Source organism: Paraburkholderia sp. J11-2, from assembly GCF_905220185.1.
In the GTDB taxonomy this organism is placed as follows: Bacteria; Pseudomonadota; Gammaproteobacteria; order Burkholderiales; family Burkholderiaceae; genus Paraburkholderia.
Genome location: NZ_CAJMYY010000011.1, coordinates 204,384 through 226,563 on the forward strand (window position 1 = coordinate 204,384; position 22,180 = coordinate 226,563).

General features: G+C 59.4%; 17 protein-coding genes. 11 read left to right on the forward strand and 6 right to left on the reverse strand.

What is annotated here, in order from left to right:
- Nucleotides 1-142: 142 nt before the first annotated feature.
- Nucleotides 143-1,699 carry a glycosyl hydrolase family 79 C-terminal domain-containing protein gene (locus U5A57_RS17690; RefSeq protein WP_321912915.1) on the reverse strand — a complete coding sequence of 519 codons (1,557 nt, stop codon included), beginning with the start codon at nucleotides 1,697-1,699 and terminating at the stop codon, nucleotides 143-145.
- Between the two features lie 1,023 nt (nucleotides 1,700-2,722).
- Here U5A57_RS17690 and U5A57_RS17695 point away from each other — a divergent pair.
- Entirely contained in the window at nucleotides 2,723-3,835 is a 1,113-nt protein-coding gene (locus U5A57_RS17695) for a glycosyltransferase family 4 protein (RefSeq protein ID WP_321913008.1), read from the forward strand.
- Nucleotides 3,836-3,867: 32 nt separating this feature from the next.
- The gene (gene galE, locus U5A57_RS17700) at nucleotides 3,868-4,899 is read left to right on the forward strand and encodes a UDP-glucose 4-epimerase GalE (protein WP_321912917.1); all 1,032 of its coding nucleotides are present in this window, start codon (nucleotides 3,868-3,870) and stop codon (nucleotides 4,897-4,899) included.
- A 631-nt stretch (nucleotides 4,900-5,530) separates the two neighbouring features.
- On the opposite strand, the gene U5A57_RS17705 is transcribed toward galE, so the two are convergent.
- Nucleotides 5,531-6,529 carry a glycosyltransferase gene (locus U5A57_RS17705; protein ID WP_321912919.1) on the reverse strand — a complete coding sequence of 333 codons (999 nt, stop codon included), beginning with the start codon at nucleotides 6,527-6,529 and terminating at the stop codon, nucleotides 5,531-5,533.
- A 549-nt stretch (nucleotides 6,530-7,078) separates the two neighbouring features.
- Between U5A57_RS17705 and cysC the strand changes: the two genes are divergently transcribed.
- Nucleotides 7,079-7,630, forward strand: a complete 552-nt coding sequence (gene cysC / locus U5A57_RS17710; RefSeq protein WP_321912921.1) for an adenylyl-sulfate kinase — start codon at nucleotides 7,079-7,081, stop codon at nucleotides 7,628-7,630.
- Between the two features lie 5 nt (nucleotides 7,631-7,635).
- Nucleotides 7,636-8,928, forward strand: coding sequence for a hypothetical protein (locus U5A57_RS17715; protein ID WP_321912923.1), 1,293 nt, complete (start codon nucleotides 7,636-7,638; stop codon nucleotides 8,926-8,928).
- Between the two features lie 31 nt (nucleotides 8,929-8,959).
- On the opposite strand, the gene U5A57_RS17720 is transcribed toward U5A57_RS17715, so the two are convergent.
- From U5A57_RS17720 to U5A57_RS17735, 4 genes are read right to left on the reverse strand one after another with little or no spacing between them, the layout of a single operon-like run.
- On the reverse strand, nucleotides 8,960-10,843 hold the full coding sequence (locus U5A57_RS17720) for a nucleoside-diphosphate sugar epimerase/dehydratase (protein WP_321912925.1): 1,884 nt from the start codon (nucleotides 10,841-10,843) through the stop codon (nucleotides 8,960-8,962).
- Entirely contained in the window at nucleotides 10,830-11,867 is a 1,038-nt protein-coding gene (locus U5A57_RS17725; RefSeq protein ID WP_321913009.1) for a glycosyltransferase family 4 protein, read from the reverse strand. The genes U5A57_RS17720 and U5A57_RS17725 overlap by 14 nt, the downstream gene beginning before the upstream one ends.
- Before the next feature lie 2 nt (nucleotides 11,868-11,869).
- A complete protein-coding gene (locus U5A57_RS17730; protein ID WP_321912927.1) occupies nucleotides 11,870-12,850 on the reverse strand; it encodes an NAD-dependent epimerase/dehydratase family protein in 981 nt (326 codons plus the stop codon).
- Nucleotides 12,847-13,668, reverse strand: a complete 822-nt coding sequence (locus tag U5A57_RS17735; RefSeq protein WP_321912929.1) for a glycosyltransferase family 2 protein — start codon at nucleotides 13,666-13,668, stop codon at nucleotides 12,847-12,849. Before U5A57_RS17735 ends, U5A57_RS17730 begins: the two co-directional genes overlap by 4 nt.
- Nucleotides 13,669-13,994: 326 nt before the next feature.
- Between U5A57_RS17735 and U5A57_RS17740 the strand changes: the two genes are divergently transcribed.
- From U5A57_RS17740 to U5A57_RS17770, 7 genes are all read left to right on the forward strand, one after another.
- Entirely contained in the window at nucleotides 13,995-15,713 is a 1,719-nt protein-coding gene (locus U5A57_RS17740; protein ID WP_321912931.1) for a hypothetical protein, read from the forward strand.
- Between the two features lie 220 nt (nucleotides 15,714-15,933).
- On the forward strand, nucleotides 15,934-17,358 hold the full coding sequence (locus U5A57_RS17745; protein ID WP_321913010.1) for a UbiA family prenyltransferase: 1,425 nt from the start codon (nucleotides 15,934-15,936) through the stop codon (nucleotides 17,356-17,358).
- Between the two features lie 3 nt (nucleotides 17,359-17,361).
- Nucleotides 17,362-18,678, forward strand: a complete 1,317-nt coding sequence (locus U5A57_RS17750; RefSeq protein WP_321912933.1) for an FAD-binding oxidoreductase — start codon at nucleotides 17,362-17,364, stop codon at nucleotides 18,676-18,678.
- Nucleotides 18,675-19,415 (forward strand): SDR family oxidoreductase, encoded by a 741-nt coding sequence (locus U5A57_RS17755; RefSeq protein WP_321912935.1) that lies wholly within the window; start codon nucleotides 18,675-18,677, stop codon nucleotides 19,413-19,415. Before U5A57_RS17750 ends, U5A57_RS17755 begins: the two co-directional genes overlap by 4 nt.
- 52 nt (nucleotides 19,416-19,467) lie before the next feature.
- Nucleotides 19,468-20,406, forward strand: a complete 939-nt coding sequence (locus U5A57_RS17760) for an NAD-dependent epimerase/dehydratase family protein (RefSeq protein WP_321912937.1) — start codon at nucleotides 19,468-19,470, stop codon at nucleotides 20,404-20,406.
- A 6-nt stretch (nucleotides 20,407-20,412) separates the two neighbouring features.
- Nucleotides 20,413-21,696 (forward strand): NAD(P)/FAD-dependent oxidoreductase, encoded by a 1,284-nt coding sequence (locus U5A57_RS17765; protein WP_321912938.1) that lies wholly within the window; start codon nucleotides 20,413-20,415, stop codon nucleotides 21,694-21,696.
- Nucleotides 21,693-22,118 (forward strand): GtrA family protein, encoded by a 426-nt coding sequence (locus U5A57_RS17770; RefSeq protein WP_321912939.1) that lies wholly within the window; start codon nucleotides 21,693-21,695, stop codon nucleotides 22,116-22,118. The genes U5A57_RS17765 and U5A57_RS17770 overlap by 4 nt, the downstream gene beginning before the upstream one ends.
- The last annotated feature ends 62 nt before the right edge of the window (nucleotides 22,119-22,180 follow it).

Sequence of the window (22,180 nt, forward strand, 5' to 3'; positions counted from 1 at the left end):
CCGAGGAACGAGTCAGTGGCCGACAAATCACGATGCGCTCGCACGCACACGCAGAATTAGGGCGCGACTGCAGCCTGGGCGCTTTGGGTTTGCCGACACGACGGAAACCGCGGAGGGCACGTTTGACGTGTCGCGCACCATGCTACCGAACGCGGATCAATGCCGCACTGACCGGCGCCACGTGCACAGTCACACGCTGATCCGTCATATCGAGTGTTTGCTGCGGTATTCCATGCCATGCGCCATCCAACGCCACGGCCTGGCCGCCGAACGTGATTCCTGTTCCGCTGTTATAGATACCAGGATTGGCCAATTGATCGGCACTGCTCGCCCCCGACGAAAGCAGCGTCATTATGGTAGCCTGCGATGCGGACACGCCAAGCGAGATCGTCACGTTCGCTCCATTGTCCGTATCCTTGTTGTTGACGACGACATAGGTGGCGCCGCTGCCCGTCGCAACCGCGAATGCGCTTACCGCTACATCACTCGCACTGAGCGTCGTCGTCAAAAGCTGTCCGCTCGCACCGTCCGCGAATATTTGCGAGAAGAACATCAGCGCATAGTAAAGAGGCTGCACTGCCGTGACGGCGCCCTGCGCATCGCCTATCACGGCATAGCTGTCGATTGATCCGTTGTTGTGAAAATTCAAGCCGCTTGCACCGTACTGTGCATGCGTGAAAATGAAATCGATAGCCCACAGCGCACTTGCAAACACATTGCTCACGCCCGCGAGTTGGGTACTGCTGAAGTACGAATTAGCCTCGTCGATGCGAAACGGAACGCCGGCCTGCTGCGCGGCAGATTGCATTTTCTGCAGCTCGGCTACGAGACTCGTATCAGGGTAATTGAGCATGCCGGCAATCGTCGGCGCCGCGCTGCTGAAGTTGCTGATGTAGTAATGCTCAGTCAGCAGCGCGATCTTCCCGGTCTCGCTCGCAGCGAACGATTCGGCCCAGCCGGACGTGTCGCTCGAAGCGGCAGGCCCGCTGAATACGGCTCCATTGACCGCGTTCGCGATGGCCTGCGCAAACTGGTTCCAGCCCGAAATCGTGCCCTGCGCGACGGCGCCCCCGTTAAGAAAGATGTCGTAGGTTATCCCGCTGAGATTCGGCGTCCTGCTGTCGCCGTATTGATCGGGCTCGTTGCCTATCTCGAAGGCAAACAGTTGACTGCCGAGTTGCTGCGCAACGTACGCGGCTTCATCGGCCGCGAGCGCCGGCGAACTCGTCGAGCCGCGAGCGCCGGCAAAATTAATGCCGTATATCACTTTCCACTTGGGGCACTGTTTGATGAAGTCCGCGAAGTTCGCGACATCGATGCGAGAGACCTGGCCTTTGGTCTGCCCTGGTCCCTCTGGTGTCCACGTATTACGCTCTACGGCGTTGCCACCGATGCGCAGCATGCCTGCGCCAAGTGCATTGAGCAATCCAATCAGATTCGCGTTGCGTGGACCGAAGTACACGCCCGGAGGCGTATTGATGTGGCTTTTCTCATAGCTCAAGCTCGCAAAGCTCGCATCGAGCGTCGCCGTGTTGGGCATGGGTTGTTGCACGCTCAGCGCCATCGGAGCACCAGCTGGTAACGTGCTCGACTGATCGGGCGTTGTTGCGGCTTGCGATCCCGAATTGCCACCGCCGCACCCGGCCAGCATCGATACGGCCGCGCACGCGCCTAAACGCATGAACTCGCGCCGGTCCATTGCTGACGGCACCTGGTTGCGGTCCGCGAACGTCAGTCGGCTATTTTTTGTTCTCATCCATTGCCCCTCAGAGTCAACAACGCCAAGCGGATACTTCGGTCGTAGTCAAGTCGTTGCGGGTACTCGCGACACTATGCTCTACATTTATACGCATTGCTTATGAATTTCACTGCCTGGCCGCCTTTCAATGTCAGACGGTCGTTGAGCGACGCGGGTGATCCTCGAGCCGCCGGCTGACGCTTCACAAGCGGTTGGTGCGTTTAAGGCTTGACTGAGCTTTGAGAATCTCCCTGAGAGCCGGATTCACGCCAACAATGCAGGGGAGACCACCGAGTGAGTCTCCGATGCACATTGAATCGCAGTAGGCCGGTCGCCAGCCTGACAAACCGGGGTCGACATTGAATTGGCACACAACACGCCCAAGCGGCCATCACGCAAACGTTTGCTCTTCTACTTCTCGTTCACGGCCAAAAACGGAATTACTTTAGGTTGGGTTAACATTCCGTGTAGCCATGCGTGTGTCTCCAAGGACATCGGAACATGAATCGACACACAGCAATTCGATTGCAGACGCGTCGCCGTCCTCAAACAGTCGTCGGCTCGTGTGCGATGCAAGTGCATGCCGGCTCGCCGCACTCCAGCTTCATCTTAGCCGCGATTCTGACACCCCCGGCTAGACAGTGTCGAATGCTATCGCGTTTCGAAGACTGCCTTCCTCGCAGCCAATCGGGCCGCGCGGATCTGCGACGAACATCTGGATTCTTGCTGTGCTCTAACCATCCGTTAGCTCCCCTGTGGGAGAAAAGCTCGCGTGGGTCCGCGCTGTCAATTTGCGCCCTCGCACATCGCCAGCCGGGCCTACCTGCGGGCGAAACATGCCATGTCCTGCCTTTCCCCGGTAAACTTCAGCCTTTTGGGGGTTCGCCCACCGCAACCAGATCAGCACTATCAGCTATCCACGTGAGAACGAATGAAACCGCCGCGGCGGCGGCTTACTCCGCCCGGCGCACGAAGCCCCTTCACATCACCCTCGTCTGCAATACCGCCTGGGCGATCTACACCTACCGTCGCGGTTTCCTGCGCGCGATGACGCAAAGCGGCGCGCGAGTCAGCGTGATCGCGCCGCGCGATCGCACCTTTGAGCCGCTCGAACAAATGGGCTGTCACTGCATCGAACTGCCGGTGGCCTCGAAAAGCACGAACCCGCTCGACGACCTCCGCACGCTTCTCGCACTCTTCAAGCACTACCGCGCGCTCAAGCCCGACGTCGTGTTCCACTACACGATCAAGCCCAACATCTACGGCTCGGTCGCCGCGTGGCTTGCGCGCGTGCCATCCGTGGCGGTCACGACTGGCCTTGGTTACGTCTTCATTCAGAAGAGCCGCGCCGCTGAGGTCGCCAAACGGCTTTACCGCTTTGCGTTCCGATTTCCGCGCGAAGTCTGGTTTCTCAATCGCGACGATGAGGCCGCCTTCAGGGACGGCAACCTCCTCGCGCATCCCGAGCGTGCCCGACTGCTCCACGGTGAAGGCGTGGACCTTGAGGACTTCCCCTTCACGCCGCTACCGGCACGCGCGGAATTTGCGTTTGTTTTGATTGGCCGGCTGCTTTGGGACAAAGGCGTAGGCGAATATGTCGAGGCCGCCCGCACACTGCGCGCACGCTATCCCCATGCGCGCTTTCAGCTGCTCGGCCCGGTCGGCGTGGACAACCCGAGCGCCATCTCTCGTGAAGAAGTGGCCACATGGGAGCGCGAGGGCGTAATCGAATACCTGGGAGAGACAGCGGACGTGCGCCCCTATATCGCCGATGCCGATTGCGTCGTTCTACCGTCGTATCGCGAAGGCGTGCCGCGCACGCTGATGGAGGCGAGCGCAATGGGGCGGCCGATCGTGGCTACCGACGTGCCCGGCTGCCGCGAAGTCGTTGCCGATGGCGTGAACGGTCTGCTGTGCAAGGCGCGCGACGCGGACTCGCTCGAGCAGGCACTTGGGCGCATGCTCGACCTGGGTGACGCCGAGCGCGCCGCCATGGCCACGCGTGGCCGAAAAAAAATCGAGAAAGAATTCGACGAGCGCGTTGTGGTACAACGCTACCGGGAACTGATCCGGGAAATTGCCGGGTCGACGTTTTGATCGAAACTTGATTTCTCGGGAATGAACACGGCATGACTGCGACGAATTCAAAGGGCACCATCCTCGTCACCGGCGGTGCGGGCTACATCGGCTCGCACACCTGTGTCGAACTGCTCAATGACGGCTATGACGTGGTCGCCGTCGACAATCTCGTGAACAGCCGCAGCGAATCGCTCAAGCGCGTCGAGCAGATCACTGGCAAACCGGTCGCGTTCTATGAGGCCGACGTGCGTGACGCGGCCGCCATTTCGCGGGTTTTCGAAGCGCACCGCATCTCCGGCGTGATCCATTTCGCGGCGCTCAAGGCCGTGGGCGAGTCGGTGGCGAAGCCCATCGAGTATTACCGCAACAACGTTGACGGGCTGCTCGTGGTGCTCGATGTGATGCGCCAGCACGGCGTCAAGCAGTTCGTGTTCAGTTCATCGGCAACGGTGTACGGCGTGCCCGAGCGCTCGCCTATCGACGAATCGTTTTCGCTTTCCGCGACGAATCCGTATGGTCAGTCGAAACTCATCGCGGAGCAAATTCTGCGCGATGTCGAGATCTCGGATCCTTCATGGCGAATTGCCGTGCTGCGCTATTTCAATCCGGTGGGCGCGCATGAAAGCGGGCTGATCGGCGAAGATCCGGCAGGCATTCCGAACAACCTCATGCCGTATGTCGCGCAAGTTGCCGTGGGCAAGCTTGAGAAGTTACGCGTATTCGGCAGCGACTATCCGACGCCGGACGGCACGGGCGTGCGCGACTACATTCACGTGGTCGATCTGGCAAAGGGCCACCTCAAGGCGCTCGACGCGCTCGCGGTACGCAGCGAGGGCTTTGTGGTGAATCTTGGCACCGGGCGCGGATATAGCGTTCTCGAAGTCATCAAGGCGTTTGAGCGCGCCTCGGGGCGGTCGGTGCCATATGAGATCGTGGCGCGCCGGCCTGGTGACATCGCAGAATGCTACGCAAATCCGGGGATGGCAGAAAAGCTCATCAGTTGGAAGGCGGAATTTGGGATTGAGCGCATGTGCGTCGATCATTGGCGTTGGCAGGAAAAGAATCCGTGCGGGTTCGAGTAAGGCTGAGCGAGGCGGCAGAGTTCGGGCAGCGTTGGGCGATTTCACTATTGATCGCAGTGCTTGACCGCACTACCCGATTTCGGTCGACCGCCACAGCCTGCCTGTTCGAGACCCTCCTCAGCAACCTGCCCGGCAAATAGCATACCGACGTGCCACGTATTTTCTCGTGGCTGGAATTCTCGATAATGATCAGATAATTAGCAATCCAATGATCTAGAGCCATTTAATGCTATCGCCGGCCAGATGGCCCGTCGGATTGTGATCGATCCGACGACCAAGATTTGCCCCCAATTAGCGCAGCCATGAACACGGAGCAAGCGAGTATGTTTCGATCGTCTTCAGACGGCCACTGATTACAATTCCCGCAGTGTCGTGTCTGGACGAGAGGCTGCGCAGACGGTTTGGCGGGGCGCAATATTCGACATCGCGAGCAAACTTGTCGACAGCGTGGAGCGTCGGAAGCATCTTTGACGAGTTCCGGCGCACACGTACGCCTGATTTGCGTCGCTTCGCCAAGTGACGCATGTGCCTCAATATCTGCTCGATGTCCACTCGGTGCTCTCGACGCTTGCCGCCGCCAAAATCTGCCTTCGCTTCGTCGGCTTGCTAGCGCTGGTGGTCTTAATCTAATTCATTTTGGATTGTCTCGAATCTGACGAGTCTTCACTTCCAAAGTGCCGAATGGCGTTTTCTCTACAACCTTAAAGATTTCGTACGCAAGTGGCTCTTGGGAAAATTCTTTAATATACTGTCCGTTTGACCAATGCGATATCTCCGCGGACGATGTACGTCCGTAGTCGCCGACCACGCCGCGTCCAGTGCAGGATTGCTCGTCCGGATACCAGTCAAGGTGCTTAGCGTCGAACGGTGCATAGACTCGGATTCCCGATTTAAGCCTGCGAAATGGCTGAGTCGAACGGTGTACTGCGAACGTCGTATCGATTGATGCACGAATATATGCGACATCGCGATCGAGAACCTGCGCAAATTCCGGATATTTATGCCAAAACTGGCGTATGTGCAAATTCATCACGCGCCCAAAAAGGGGATAATTTTTCCGAATATCGTCGATTCTCAGCATTGGCCCAACACATTCAATGTCCTTGAACATATTTAGCATTGCGAGATAAATTGCAATAGCACCCGATTCTGCGCGGTCGAGATCCACATCGCCGTCGCTCACAATGTACGCGCTCGGTTCTCGACGCGCAAAAATAGAAGAAACCGTTTCGTTAACGAGATTCAGCTCATCTGCATTAGAAATACGTGCGCGCCGGAAGACCTGTATCCCACTCCCCTCCAATTCATCGAGAATTTCAAGCGTCCCCACGTCATCACTGCCGTTGTCATGCACAACGATTTCCAAGGGGACCGTTTGTTGCCTGTATGAGGCGATGACGCGCCTTAGCATCTCTCCTCTATTGTATGAGATGACGATGAGTGGCAGGGGTCTAAATCCTGCTTCACCTGGTAGAGGCTCCTGCCTTTCATATCGCGGAGCTCTATACTGCCTGCCCTCCTTGATGCCATATTGAATATAGTGCGTAGCGGCATCGACACCAGCCGCACGTACGTCAGGATTAAGGCGTAAATATTCTTCTGGAAAGAAATCAGATGGAAGTTGGCTCATAAGCTATTCTGAAAATAAAACCTCATCAACGAGCGCCTGAATTCATAAAAAAAAAGCAATTAATCCAGATGCAAAGATCTTGACAATAAATTTATCCCTACAGCACGATACTGTAGTTTGCGGCATGACATTCACATGGTCAATCCGGCAAAGATTCTCCTCAAGACGCTCGCTGCCCACAGCGCGGTCGTTGTCCGGAATCCAGGCACCGCGCGCGACAAACGCGCGTGAAAGGTGTGGCGTTCAAACTGGCTTCGTGGCTATCGCTCCGTATGAGATCGTGGCCCGCCAGCGCCGCGCATCGCTGAGTACTACGCATATCCTAGGGTAACGAACAAAGGACGTGTTGGGTGGCAAGAAAGGAATCAGCGCGGTGCGAGGGTTCGAGTAAAGGGTTGAGGGACCTTTGCGCAACGCCGTCGACGCATCGTGTAACGAAATGAAAGGTTAATATTGTTGCACTTTATTACGTTAATATAACAGGAGCTGCATCACGGCTAAAATAGCCCTTTGGACGCATCGAAATTACGTCTCGTGGGGCAATAGGCAGTGGAACAAAAAAAATCGGGTGGCATCGTCATTTGGCTCACCGGCGTGTCCGGTGCGGGCAAGTCAACGATCGCGCACGCTCTGGTCGCACGCATACAAAGAATTGGCTTGCAATCACTCTTGCTCGATGGTGACGTGTTGCGAGCCGGACTGAACTCCGACCTCGGCTTCAGCGAAGCCGATCGAACGGAAAATCTGCGGCGTGTTGCGCACGTTGCCTCGCTTTTTTGCCAAGCGGGCTTCGTCACTGTAACAGCGACCATCTCTCCGGCCGCCGAACATCGCGAACGAGCACGACAAATCACAGGTGACTCATCCTTTGTCGAGGTTTTCGTGGACACGCCATTGGAAGTCTGCGAAATGCGTGATCCCAAAGGTCTCTATAAACGCGCCCGCCGCGGCGATATTCAGCATTTCACGGGCATTAGTGCCCCCTACGAGCCGCCGCTCACCCCCGACGTGGTCGTTCGCACTCAGGGCGTGGGAATCAATCAATGCGTCGATGAGATTGTCGACTATCTGGTGCGCACGCACCGTATTGAACACAAATAGCCTTAATGGATAACATCTCCTCACAACACTCGCCTCGACGCCCAACATTAATCGTCGTTCTTGGCATGCACCGAAGCGGCACCAGCGTCGCGACACGAGCCTTGGAGACACTAGGTGCGAGCTTTGGCGCCAATCTCATGCCGCCTGCGGCCGGCAACAACCCCAAGGGCTTCTTCGAAGATATGGATGTCGCGAGTCTCGACATCGAATTGATGAAAGCGGCAGGCGTCGACTGGTTCACATTGCCCGCCGCTGACTTCGGCCGCCTCGAGGCTGCGCGCCTCGACGAATTCAAGTCGCGCGCGCTGGCACTGCTACGTGCAAAATGCTCGACCGGTATTTTCGCGCTAAAAGACCCGCGCATCTGCCGCCTGCTACCATTCTGGCAACCTGTGTTCGACCAGTTGGACGCCCGTGTGCTTTATGTCGTGGCGTTCCGACATCCGATCAGCGTCGCGCGCTCGCTTGCGGCACGCGACTCGCTTCCGGCCGAACAATCTTATTTGCTTTGGCTAGCACATGTTGTAGCGGCGCTGCGTTACACGTCTGGGCGGCCGCGGGTGCTCGTCAACTACGACACAATGATGGAGACGCCGCGCGGCGCGCTGAAGCGCCTCTCTGTGGAACTCGGCCTGCCACTAGACCCTGCCAAAGGCGAAACCTTCGAACGCGATTTTCTAGAAGATGGCTTGCGGCACACGCGCTTCAACGCAGCGGACCTCGAGCACATTGCCAACGTGCCTAAAGTGCTGAAGTCGTTGTTCAGCGCGCTTGAGAGCTTCGAAGGCGAGCCGTCGCCAGAGCTCGGGCACCACCTCCACGAAGAGTTGAGTCAGGCAGAAGCGTTCCTCACTGACACCGCGCCGCTGCTCGCGCAAAATTGGGAGTTAGAAAAGGGGCTGCGCGAGGCACAACAGCGCATTGACAACGTCGAAGGTGCCTTAGGGGCCCAAGAGATGCGAGGCGCCGACCTTGAGCGGAGCATAGCGGAAGCTGCTTCACGCATCTCGGTGCTCGAACAAGGGCTGCACGCGGAACACATGCGCGTCAAATCCAGCGAGCACGAACGCCAAGCGGCGCATGCACGCATCAACGAACTCGAACAAGAAAGGCAAACCGCACACGCGCGCATCGAAGCACTCGAGCAAAACTGTCACGCGATGGAAGCTGCCATCGCCGCACAGCAGCGTGATTTTGATCAAACCGTGTCCACGCTAAACAGCGTGCTGGCTTCCACGTCCTGGCGTGTCACCGCTCCGCTGCGCGCGGTACGCAGGCGCTTTTTGCATTCAACGTAAGGCGGCCGACGCCGCCTTGCATTGCCAAACTTTATCGCGCTGCGCGAATCGCAGGTGCGTCTATGCTCTGCAGCGTCGGCGCGGTGGCCGGTTGATATTCTGGAACCCATCGACGCAGATCCCGTCGCACCTCGTCGTCGCCCGGCACACGATGCTGCATCAGCCAGGGCAGTAGTTCGTCGAGCAGGTTGTCGGGCACCTCTCTCGCCCGCGCGATGCGCAGTTTCGGATGTGGAGTGCGCGTCGTCGTCTCGTCGTCGGCGAGCAGTTCTTCGTAGAGCTTCTCACCCGGTCGCAACCCTGTGAAAGCGATGCGAATCTGGTCTTCGGTGAAGCCATACAGGCGAATCAGGTCGCGCGCAAGATCGACGATCTTGACCGGCTTACCCATGTCGAGAATAAAGATTTCGCCCCCACGCCCCATGCTCGACGCCTGCAGCACGAGTTGTGAAGCCTCAGGAATCGTCATAAAGAAGCGCGTAATTTCCGGATGCGTGACCGTCACTGGGCCGCCCTTCGAGATCTGCTCCTGGAACTTCGGAATCACGCTCCCGGCGCTGCCGAGCACGTTGCCAAAACGCACGGTTTCGAACTGCGTGCGCTCGCTGGCCTGCTGCAGCGCCTGGCAGGCCATTTCCGCGAGGCGCTTACTCGCGCCCATGACGTTGGTCGGGTTGACTGCCTTATCGGTCGAAATGAGGACAAAATGTCTCACCTGGTGCTTGATTGCCGCACGCGCCACGCGGTATGTGCCCAGCACGTTGTTGCGTATCGCCTGCCATGCATTGAGCTCCTCCATCAACGGTACGTGCTTGTACGCTGCAGCGTGGAAGACAATGTGAGGCGTGTAGCGTGCCATGACCTGGTCAAGCAACAGCGCATCCTTTGCGTCGCCGACAATCGGCACCACGGAGAGTTCGGGAAAGCGTTCGCGGATTTCCTCCGTGAGCCGGTACATCGCGTATTCGGACACGTCGAGAGCAACGAGTTGCCCAGGCGCGAAACGCAGAATCTGCCGGCATAATTCGGAGCCGATCGAGCCGCCCGCACCCGTGACCATGACCACCCGGCCGCTCAGCAGCGCCTCGACATGCGGAGTGTCGATGTTGACTGCATCGCGACCGAGCAGATCTTCGAGGTCGATGTTGCGCACCTGCGAAAGAAAACCCTGACCGGGCAAGAGGTCAGTCAACGACGGCAGCATCAGGGCCTTCACGCCTGCACGAACACATTGGGTGGCGACACGCCGCTGCACTTCGGCCGAAGCCGACGGAATCGCGATGATGGCGAATTCGCAACGTAAAGCTTGCGCCCAATGCGCTATGTCATCGATCGGACCCAAAACCTTGTAGCCGTAGATTTCACGCCGTTGCTTCGCGGCATCGTCGTCCAGCAGGCCAACGAGGCGCCACTCAGGGGAGCGAGATAGCTCGCGCGCGAGACTCGCACCCGCGCCGCCCGCGCCAATGACAATCACGGGCTTGCCCTGCGCGACGAGACCGCCATAGAGATAAAACTCCTTGGTCGCGCGATAGAGCGCTCGGGTACCACCCATGACAAAGAACACGAGGAGCGGTGAAACGATCAACACCGAGCGCGGAATGATCGGCGTGGGCTGCAGCATGACCGAACCGATCATGACGATCAACGCCGCCGAAATGATCGCTTTCGAGATACGCATGAGATCCGGCAGGCTCGCGAAAACCCACATGCCGCGATACAGGCCGAAGATGCGGAACATCACCGCATAGACAGGCAGCACCCAGATCAGCGTGTTCACTGCTCCGTGCCAGAACTCGGGCGGAACGGACGCGTTAAAGCGCAAAAAATAAGCTGTTAGCCATGCAGCGGCTACTGCGCCAATATCAAAGAGAAAGGCGCTGAACGAGAGCCAGGAGGCTTTATTGCGGAGCATCAGCGTCAACCTCTGTTTTTCGTCCAAGGGACTGGAAAGCACGCCAGCGAGCGTCAATCGCCGTACCCATCAAAGCAAGCACGACGGCCCAACCCACGACAATCCCCCACTGCAGCGTCGTGGAGCGATCCAGGGACCATACCGCAAGTACCGTGCCGGCTAACATTACCAGATACCACGCCAAAGCCGTAACTGCGTGCCCTGCCCCAAGACGCACCATGCGCTGATAGTAATGCTCACGATGCGCCTGCCAAAATTTCTCGCCACGCAAAAGCCGGCGGATCAGCGTGACAGAAGCGTCGGCGATGAACGGCGAAAACACCAATGCCGGAAACCAGACCGGCCAGCCACCGCTACGCCAGCCCCAATAACCTAGCGCTCCGGCGAGAAAACCTGTCGGAATCGAGCCGCCATCGCCCAAAAATAGCTTTGCCGGATGGAAATTGAAGAGCAGAAACCCCGCCGCCGCTCCGGCGACCGCCGCGCACGCCCAGCCGAGTTCCGGCACCGGCGCGGGGCCGAAGAGCGCTGCGACGGCATAAGCTCCAAAACCGAACAGCGCCATACCTCCGGCAAGCCCGTCGGCACCGTCCATGAAATTGTACAAGTTGACCAGCCACAGCATCAAAAACGCCAAGCCTACCAGGCACCACCACGGAACCGGAGCCGGATAGACAACGATTAGTGCCAAAACGGCCAGGAAATGCGCAGCAAAGCGCACGCGTGCAGGAAGTCCGCGTCGATCGTCGATCTGGGAAACAGCGGCAAGCAATGCCGCGCCAAGTGCGATCAGCCACAGAGAAGGCGCTAGAAGCAGGATAGCCAATACCGCGACCGGCACAAGGCCCCAGCCTCCGACGCGCGGTGTCGGCCGCAAATGAAGCGAGCGCTCATTTGGGATGTCCGTCGCAAGCCGCCAGGCGAGCCCGCTCTTCAGCAGAAACGCGAGTATGGCCGCGCACAGTGCACCGCTAGCCAAAGCGATCCACACAGCGCTCAACGGTGACGAAATCGGCAAATGCATGATCAACGTGTACGGTCTCCCCGAATTCCGTGCGTCGCACGATACCAACGTGCAGTCGCTTCCAGCCCTTCCTCCACCGTAAACGGCGGCTGCCAACCGAGCCACTCATGAATCAGCGTCCCGTCGACTCGCAGGCTGGACGTCAGACGCTCCAGTTGCGCGGCGCGGCCGGTCAGCACGCCGGCGACGCGCAGCAGCGCCGTCGGGACGGGAATCAGGCGCGCGGGCTTCGAGAGGTGGCGGCCGAGGCCGCGCAGCAACTGGGCGACGGAAAGGTCGTCCGCATCTGCTACGTGAAAGCAGGCGTTGGCAGCTCGCGGGTCGGTGATGCAATGCATGAGCGCATCGGCCAGATTCTCGGTGTACACAAGACTGCGCCGCGCATTCACCGAACCGAGCGGCAGCGGCACACCACGCCAAAGCACATCCATCATCTGCAAAAAATTGGCTCCGACTCCGGGACCATAAACGAGCGGCGGACGAACAATCACGACCTCCAATCCCGTTTCCTCACCCAGACGCCAGAGCGCCTCCTCCGCAGCCCGCTTCGAGAGCCCGTATGGGTCGAGCGGCATGGGCGGCACGGATTCCGTCAGCGGAACGCCACCATCCACTTCCGCCACCGCCTTGATGCTGCTCACGAAGACAACCCGCCGGGCACCGCGGGCCAGTGCAGCACGAGCAACGCGCAGCGTGCCCTCGACGTTCGTGGCATGGAAAGCCGCCACGGGATCGGGGGCGTCATCACGCATCACGTGGACCCGCGCAGCCAGATGCACCACGCAATCGGGGGCCAAATCACTCAGCCACGCCTCCTGAAGCCCCACGAAGTCCGCCGCCTCGTGATGCCATTCACGCACTGCATCCAGGCCGACACTACCGCGCCGCACCAGCGCAGTCACGTTGTGGCCATGCCGCGAGAGCGTCGCGCACAGCGCTCTCCCTACGAAACCATTCGCACCGGTTACCAATACGCGGCTCAAAGCCATTTCCACCCGAACCGGTTATAGAACTTGAACGCCGACGCGAGAAACATCCGGATGTGCGCCAGCCCTTTGCGCGATGCGCCGCCGCCATGGTGCAGCACCCGCACCGACGGCGCGTAGACGACACGCGCGACATCGTGCGCTCGCAGGCTGAGATCGTAGTCCTCGAAGTAGAGGAAATAGCGCGCATCGAAGCCCGCAAGTTTTTTAAGCACGTTCGTGCGGAAAAGCATGAAGCAGCCGCTCACGATCGGTGGATCCCAGATCGTGTCACGCTCGTTGATCTGCGCCCGCATCTCGTAGCGGGCAAGGCGTGCTTCGAAAGGCCGGCGAGCGGCGCGAGGCAGGAAGCCGCGTACAAACAGATCAATAAGGGTCGGATACTGACGGCAAAGATATTGAAGCTGTCCGGCATCGTCGACGATGGCAGGCGTTAGCAGGCCGGCTTCGGGATGTGCCTCCAGAAAGGTAACCGCCTCGACTAACGCGCTGGAATCGATATCCACGTCTGGATTAAGAACGAGGTGGTAACGGCTCGACGCCCGCTCGATCGCCAGATTGTGACCTCGCCCATAGCCGACGTTACCGTGTCCGGCGATCACCGTGCAGGCGATGCCTGCTTGCGACAGTGCGGCCAGGCTAGCGCGCATTTCGGGCATGCCGCCGTTGTCGACGAGATACAGGTGAATCAACATCCCGGGCGCAGAGTGCGCCAACGCGACGCCGGCCTGCGCAAGACTGGCGAATGTTCGGGCAAGAAGTTGCTGGTCTGGATGAAAGACGACCACCGATACGGACACCACGCCGTGATCCATGCTGGGTACCGCACTCACTGTCATCTGGAAACGCGACGATTCGGCACCATTTGGCACCGTCCGATTAAACGGGGTCGATTGAAAACCCTTAGTTTGCTGAAAATGTCCGCTCTCGGCAACCCACTTTTCTATTTGTTACGCAGATAAGGCAATACGAAACGAATTCGTGTCCTCGCCCTACGGTTGTCCGCTACTGCGGGCGAATAGTACAGTAGCGGCCGGCCTGCAAATAAAGGGGCACAGATGGGCACGCAGCGCGATCGCCGGGAGCCCTTTACAGATTTACCTGTTGACCAGAATTTGGAAACCAAAATGAAACCTTTGCCGTGTCCTATTTGAAATATCTGACAAGAAACCGCATTTTCTGGCCGGCGGTCGTATTCTCGCTCGGTGCCACGATCTTCGCGACGACCCTATTCGGAGTTGTGCTTCATTTCTCCCCGATTCCCTACGGAGATCAATGGGACGGGACACTCGGTTTCTACCTGCATGCGCTTGAGCACCCCTGGGCGGCGTTCTTCGGCCTGCACAACGAGCATCGCCTGTTCTTTTCACGGCTGATTTTTTTCGCGGACATGCGCTACCTTGGCGGGCGCAACGTGCTCGACCTCGCCGCCAACGTTGTCCTGGCGGCATTGATCGCCATCGCGCTCTATCGGATCACCTGCCGGAATTTGACGCATTCGCGTGCGTCACGGATGATCGCCGCCGGTGGCGTGCTTGCCTTCGCATTCGCCTGGATGCAGTCGGAGAACTTTACGTGGGGCTTCCAGAACCAGTGGTTCGCCGTATATCTGTTCGGACTCTACGCATTCGACGCCCTCGATCTCAGTGAAAGCGCCCGCCTTCGCGGGGCGTCCGCGTCCTCGGCCGGATGGTTCGCACTTGCCATTGGTAGCGCGATCATGGCGGCGTTCTCGATGGTCAGCGGCGTCCTCGTTGCCCCAGTGCTCGCCGTTCAGGCAATGTACCTGCGTACAACGCGTGTGCGTCTACTTGTGATTGCAGTAGCGACGGTAACAATCTGGCTGACCTACTTCACGGGTTGGCATTCGAATTCGCCGAGCGGGGGATTGCGCGACGCAGTGGTGCACCATCCTTTTGGCGTCTTGCTCTACGTCCTGCTCTATCTCGGCTCGCCGGCCACATGGGGCTGCCTGGGCATGCCGACGACCGCTCTTTGGGGTGCAGTCGTACTCGCGAGCCTGATTTATGCGCTTTGGATTGCCCTGCGACGTCGCGCCGTAGTCAGCTCAGCGCTGCTAGCCATGGCCGTGTTCATCAGTGCAAGTGCATTCGTCACCGCTGTCGGGCGAATTGGCTTTGGCCTCGATACCGCAACGTTGTCGCGGTACACCACAGGGCCACTGCTGATGACCGCGTCGCTCCTCGCCTTTCTTTGGCTCAATGAAACTCGTCCTGACTGGCGACGCGTGATCGTCGGCGGTTTCATTTTTGTGCTCGTCATGATCGCGGTGGCGCAGCGGATGGTCTTTCACTCGACTCATCGCGAGTTGTACGCGAAACGCGTGGCAGGCCTCGCGGTGCGAGCAGACATCTACGACGCCCCTTATACAGCCATGATTTACCCCAACCCAGCGGCGCTACAGGCGGTTGCCACGCGCGCGCAGGCGGCGGGACTCTCCATTTTCGCCCCGGACCAGCGCGACTTTGCGGTGCCGCCGGAGGTGGTCTCCGCAAGCGCCCGCTGCATCGGTAAGATTGACAGCATAAAGGCGACCGCGACCCCGGAACGGTTCGCAGCCACGGGATGGCTTTACGACCCGGCCAACAAGCGATACGTCTCGTCGATCGTAATCGCGGACTCCACCGGGAAGGTGCTGGGTACGGGCATCACCGGTGCAGAACGCCCGGATCTCGCGCCGATCACTGGCTCCAAAGATCGTTACGGCGGCTGGACTGGCTTTTTCAAACGCCCAGCCGCCCCGCAAATTCGGGTGTTTGGCAGGCTAGATTCCGGTCGATACTGCGAAATGCCCGATGCGCAGTCCCTGGACGCCGGCAAGATCCAACCGCCTGCATGAATGCGCCTGCGCACCTTAACTGCCCGTGCTCCAGGGAACGGGGAACCGCCGCGCAAGTCGTCGACAGGCGCATGCGCACATGAGATCGACGGCATGCCTGTAACGGGACCACAAGTTCCGGGTAAAATTCCTGGCTTGAAAACGGCGCAGGATTTGGATGGATCGAGGCGAGCGCCCAATCAACCACACTCTACAAACACATTGCCAACTGGCCGACTGTATGCGCAGCAGACCACTCGTTGTTGACCTGGATGGCACGTTGATTCGATCGGATGTGCTAATCGAATCGGGATTCGCTTACCTCAAATCCGCGCCACTGCGGTTTTACAGACCGCTCGTTTGGCTTGCGCGCGGTGGCAAGCCCGCCCTTAAGGCTGGCCTCGCCGAAAACACCAATGTCGATGTGACTGTCCTGCCCTACGATGCACAGGTGCTCGACTGGCTCAAGGAAGAGCGCGAAGCCGGACGCCCCCTCGTGCTGGCGACCGCCAGTCACGAGCGCTACGCACATGCCATCGCCGACCATCTGGGCCTCTTCGAGCAGACCTTCGCGACCGCAGACGGTATCAACCTCTCGTCAGAGCGCAAACGCGACAAACTCGTAGCCGAATACGGCGAAAAGAACTTCGACTACGCAGGCAATTCGCACGACGACATCGCGGTCTGGCAATCCGCTGCGCGCGCGTATGTAGTGAATCCCTCTAGCGGCGTCGAGCGCGCCGCGCGCAAGATCGGCAATGTCGAGCGCGTTATCGAATCGCGACCACCGGCGCTGAAGACCTGGTCGAAGTCACTGCGCCTGCATCAATGGCTGAAGAATCTGCTGATCTTCGTGCCCCTGCTTGCGGCGCACAAGCTCGCCGATGTAGATCTCATCGTTGCAGCGCTGCTTGCTTTTTTTGCCTTCGGACTCTGTGCGTCGAGCGTGTACCTGCTCAACGACATGCTCGATCTCGAGGACGACCGGCACCATCCGACCAAACGCAAGCGCCCGCTCGCGTCCGGCGCGCTGCCGCTCACCTCGGGGATAGCGCTCTTTCCTGTCCTGCTCGCAAGCGCTTTCGTGGTGACCGCAGTCTTCCTGCCATGGCGGTTTGGCGCCGTTCTGCTCGGTTATTACGCCCTCACACTCGCCTACTCGATGTACCTCAAGCGCCAGGTGATGGTGGATGTCGTCGTGCTGGCGATGCTCTACACGACTCGCATCATCGCCGGAACGGCCGCCGTTGGCGCGCACCTCACGTTCTGGCTGCTAGCGTTCTCAATGTTCATCTTCCTGAGCCTCGCACTCGTGAAGCGCTATGCCGAGCTTCATTCGATGCAGGCGCGCGGGCTCGCGAAAACGCGCGGCCGCGGCTACCTGGCGAGCGACCTATCGCTCATCTCATCGCTGGGCACGGCGTCCGGCTATCTCTCTGTGCTCGTGCTCGCCATGTATATCCAGGACGGCAACACGGCGCAACTCTACCGGGACCCACAGATTATTTGGCTCGCGTGTCCGCTACTGCTCTACTGGGTAAGCCGCACGTGGATCATTGCGCACCGTGGACTGATGCACGACGACCCAATCGTCTTCGCCGCGCGCGACCGTGTGAGCCTTGCAGTGCTCGCGCTCTGCTGTCTCGTGTTCTGGGCGGCGACCTGATCGATGGATACGGTGCTGTCCTGGGGCCGCTACCCCGCCCTCCCGCAACAGGCACATGCAATCGCGTGGCGTGATCGCGCGGCAGCGACCTGGCGCGACGTGTTAGAGGCAAACGGCAGCACGCTCGCATTCGGTAACGGTCGCAGCTACGGCGACAGTTGCCTCGCCGCCTCGGACCACGTGCTGCAAACCCTGCCACTCGACCGCCTGATCGCGGCCGACTGGGCGGCTGGCGTGTTGCGCGCGGAGCCAGGCGTCACGCTCGAGCAAATCCTCGAGGTCGCTATTCCGCGCGGCTGGATGCTGCCTGTCACGCCCGGCACCAAATACGCGACACTGGGCGGCGCGATCGCCAACGACGTCCACGGCAAGAACCATCACGTGCGCGGGACTTTCGGCCGCCATGTACGCCGCTTCGGACTGGCGCGCAGCGATGGCACGCTGCTCGAATGCGCACCGGACGCGCATGCGGATTTATACGCGGCAACGATCGGGGGACTCGGTCTCACGGGACTGATCATGTGGGCGGAAATCCAGCTCATGCCGATCCGCTCCAGCCTGATCGACGTGACGAATATCCGCTTTTCGAACCTCGACGAATTCTTCGCGCTTTCCGAACGCCTCGACCCACTGCATGAGTACAGCGTGGCATGGGTCGACTGCCAGAGCCGAGGTTCGACGCTTGGGCGCGGCATCTTCATGGTCGGCGACCACGCGAGGGGCGGACCGCTCGAAGTCGACCGCCGCAAGAAGCGAACGGTGCCAATGACGCTGCCCGTGCCGATCTTCAATGGGCTGACCTTGCGCGCGTTCAATGGCGCGTACTACCACCGCCAGCGCAGCGGCGAGCGGCGCTCGAAGGTTAGCTACGATGCTTACTTTTACCCGCTCGACAGCCTCCTCGAGTGGAACCGGATTTACGGCCGCAAGGGCTTTCAGCAGTACCAGTGCGTCGTGCCGCCCGAGGCCGCTCGCGACGCCATCCGCGAAATCCTTGAGGCGATCGCGACGAGCGGTACAGGCTCCTTTCTAGCCGTGCTCAAGCGCTGTGGCGATATCGCATCGCCGGGACTCCTGTCGTTTCCGCGCGAGGGCACCTCGCTGGCGCTCGACTTTCCGCAGCGCGACGCGCAGAATGCGCGGCTTTTCACGCGTCTCGACGCAATTGTGCGCGAGGCGCGTGGCCGGCTCTATCCGGCGAAAGACGCCCACATGTCCGGCTCGGATTTCCGGGCCGCTTACCCGCAATGGCAGCAACTGGAGTCCCTTCGAGACCCGGCAATGCTTTCACGGTTTTGGGAACGAACGACACGAACATGAAAAATATCCTGATCATCGGCGCAACCTCGGCCATCGCGACGGCATGTGCCCGTCGCTGGGCTGCGAAGGACGCGAGCTTTTTTCTCGTCGCTCGCAGCGCGGAGCGGATGCAGCAGGTCGCCGACGACCTCCGCGCGCGCGGCGCCAAAGCGGTGACGTGCCATGAACTCGATGTCAACGACGTCGACCAGCACTCGGCCATGCTGGCGCGCTGCGAGGCCGAACTGGGCACGCTCGATATCGTGCTCGTCGCGCCGGGTACGCTGCCCGATCAGGCGCAGTGCCAGGCCGACCCAGCGGTGGCAATGCGCGAATTCAATACCAATGTCACATCAATCATCGGGCTGCTCACGCCGATCGCGAATCTGGTCGAGGCACAGCGCCATGGTACGATCGCCGTCATTTCGTCTGTAGCAGGTGATCGCGGCCGGCCGTCGAATTATCTCTACGGCAGCGCGAAGGCCGCGCTCTCGGCATTCTGCGAGGGTCTGAACGCCCGTCTTTTCAAGGTGGGCGGGCACGTCGTCACGATCAAGCCGGGTTTCGTCGCCACGCCAATGACTGCGGGTCTGCCACTGCCCGGCCCGCTCGTTGCGACCCCGGACAAGGTGGCCGCCGACATTACACGCGCAATCGAGAAGAACCGGGACGTTCTCTATACGCCCTGGTTCTGGTCGTTGATCATGCTGATCATCCGGTCCGTACCGAAATTCGCGTTCAAACGGGCGTCGCTTTAAGAGCGCGCAAGCGGCAATTCACGTAGAGCATCATTTAATAAATCGCTAACGCATGAATCAGACTCGCATCATTCTTCCTGGCGGCGCCGGTTTGGTCGGACAAAATCTGGTCGCCCGGCTCAAGGCGCGCGGATACACCAATCTCGTCGTGCTTGACAAGCAAAAGGCCAACCTCGAAGTCCTGCGCCAGGTTCATCCGGACGTTACGGCGCTCTATGCGGATCTTGCAGAACCGGGCGAGTGGGCAAAATATTTCGAAGGCGCTGACGTCGTTGTCATGCTGCAGGCACAGATCGGTGCGCCGACCGAAGAACCCTTCGTGCGCAACAACATCGTGGCAACCCGCCACGTGCTCGACGTCATCAAGCAATACAGCATTCCCCACACCGTGCACATCAGCTCGTCTGTGGTGAATTCGGTCGGTGACGACTGGTACACGCAAACCAAGCGTGAACAGGAAGAGATCGTCGTGGCATCGGGCATCAACTGCGTCGTGCTGCGCCCGACGCTGATGTTCGGCTGGTTCGACCGCAAGCACCTTGGCTGGCTCTCGCGTTTCATGCACCGCGTACCCGTGTTTCCGATTCCGGGCAGCGGCAAGTACATGCGTCAGCCGCTCTACGTTGGCGACTTCTGCAACGTCATCATTAGCAGCATCGATTCGCGCATCAAGGGGCAGGCGTTCAATATCAGCGGGCTCGAGCGCGTCGACTACATCGACATCATCCGGCAGATCAAGCGCGCGACTCGTGCACGCTGCGCAATCGTACGCATTCCATACGGCCTCTTTTACGTGCTACTGAAGATCTACGCTGTGTTCGACAAGAACCCGCCGTTTACGGCCGATCAGCTCAAGGCGCTAACCGCTGGCGACGAGTTCGAGGTGATCGATTGGGAAGGCATTTTTGGCATCCGCGCTACGCCGTTCGCCAAAGCCATGGACGAAACGTTCAACGATCCCACGTATAGCCACATCGCCCTGGAGTTCTAAGGACACATGAGTACAGAACGTATCGCCGTGCTCGGCGCGGGACCGATGGGTCTCGGCGCCGCCTACCAACTCGTCAAGGACGGACGCAAGCCGATCATCTTCGAGGCCGATGACCGCGTGGGCGGCATGGCTGCCTGCTTCGACTTCGGCGGGCTGTCGATCGAGCGCTATTACCACTTTCATGCGATCTCGGATCACGCGTTTTTCGAAGTGCTGCGTGAACTCGGCCTCGAAGACAAGATGAAGTGGTGCGAAACGAAAATGGGCTACTTCTACCAGGGGCGCGTGCAGCCTTGGGGGAATCCCATGGCGCTGCTCAAATTCAAAGGTCTGAGCCTGAGCGCAAAGTTTCGCTACGGTCTCCATGCGTTCCTCTCGACGAAGCGTAACGACTGGAAGCCACTCGATCACGTCGAAGCCACGAGCTGGATTCGGCGCTGGATTGGCGAGGAGGCGTGGGAAGTGCTGTGGCGGCGCTTGTTTGACTACAAGTTCTACGACTACGCGTACAACCTTTCGGCGGCGTGGATCTGGAGCCGCATTCGCCGTATCGGGCGTTCGCGCTACGACCTCTTCCGCGAAAAGCTTGGCTATCTCGAAGGTGGATCGGACACGCTTCTTAACGGCATGCGCAGCTACATTGAGGCGCATGGCGGTGAGTTCCGGCTCGGCACGCCTGCGCAGAAAGTGGTGATGGAAGGTGGCAAGGTCAAAGGCATTGAAGCAGGCGGCGAGTTCCACACATTCGACAAGGTGATCAGCACGATTCCGCTGCCTTATGTGCCGCGCGTGATGCCCGATCTGCCGACTGATATTCTCGAGGCGTTCAGCAGCAAGAAGAACGTCGCGGTGGTTTGCGTGATCGCGAAGCTCAAGAAGCGCGTAACCGAGAACTTCTGGCTGAACACGAACGATCCGGAAATGGATATTCCCGGCATCGTCGAGTACACAAATTTGCGGCCGCTTAACGACCATGTTGTGTACGTGCCGTTTTATGTGCCTGGCGAGCATCCTAAGTATCAGGAACCGGACTCCGCGTTCATCGACAAGGTCAAGCGCTACCTCATGAAGATCAATCCTGCGCTCACACCGAACGACTTCATTGACGTTCGCGCGAGCCGCTATCGCTTCGCGCAGCCCATTTGCGAACCCGGCTATCTAGATCGCCTGCCGCCGATCCAGTTGCCGGTGGAAGGTTTGCTCGTTGCAGACACCTCCTACTACTACCCAGAGGATCGCGGCATCTCCGAGAGTATTGGGCTCTCACGCAAAATGGCGAGGATGATATGACTCGAGCCCAAACGCTCGTCAGGAACGGCTTCATGTCGAAGAATTTCCTGATGTTCCTGCTTACTGGCGGCTTCGCGGCCGCCGTAAACTGGTCGAGCCGCATCCTTTACAACCTGTGGATACCCTATTCGGCCGCCATCGCCGTTGCTTACATCACAGGGATGGTCACGGCGTTCGTGCTCGCGAAAGCGTTCGTATTCACTGAAAGCAAACAGTCGACGTACCGCTCCGCGTTGTTTTTCACGCTTGTCAATCTTGTGGCGGTGATACAGACGTGGGCCGTGAGCGTGGCGCTTGCGTACTATGTTTTTCCCGCAATAGGTATGAACTGGCACGAGCGGGATATCGCGCACCTCATCGGTGTCATCGTTCCGGTGTTCACGAGCTATATCGGGCACAAGAGATTTAGCTTCGGGCATTGAGGCCGCAAAGCGGGAGGACCCCTACGCGAGCACTGACTTCATCTATGAGGCAACGCACAGGA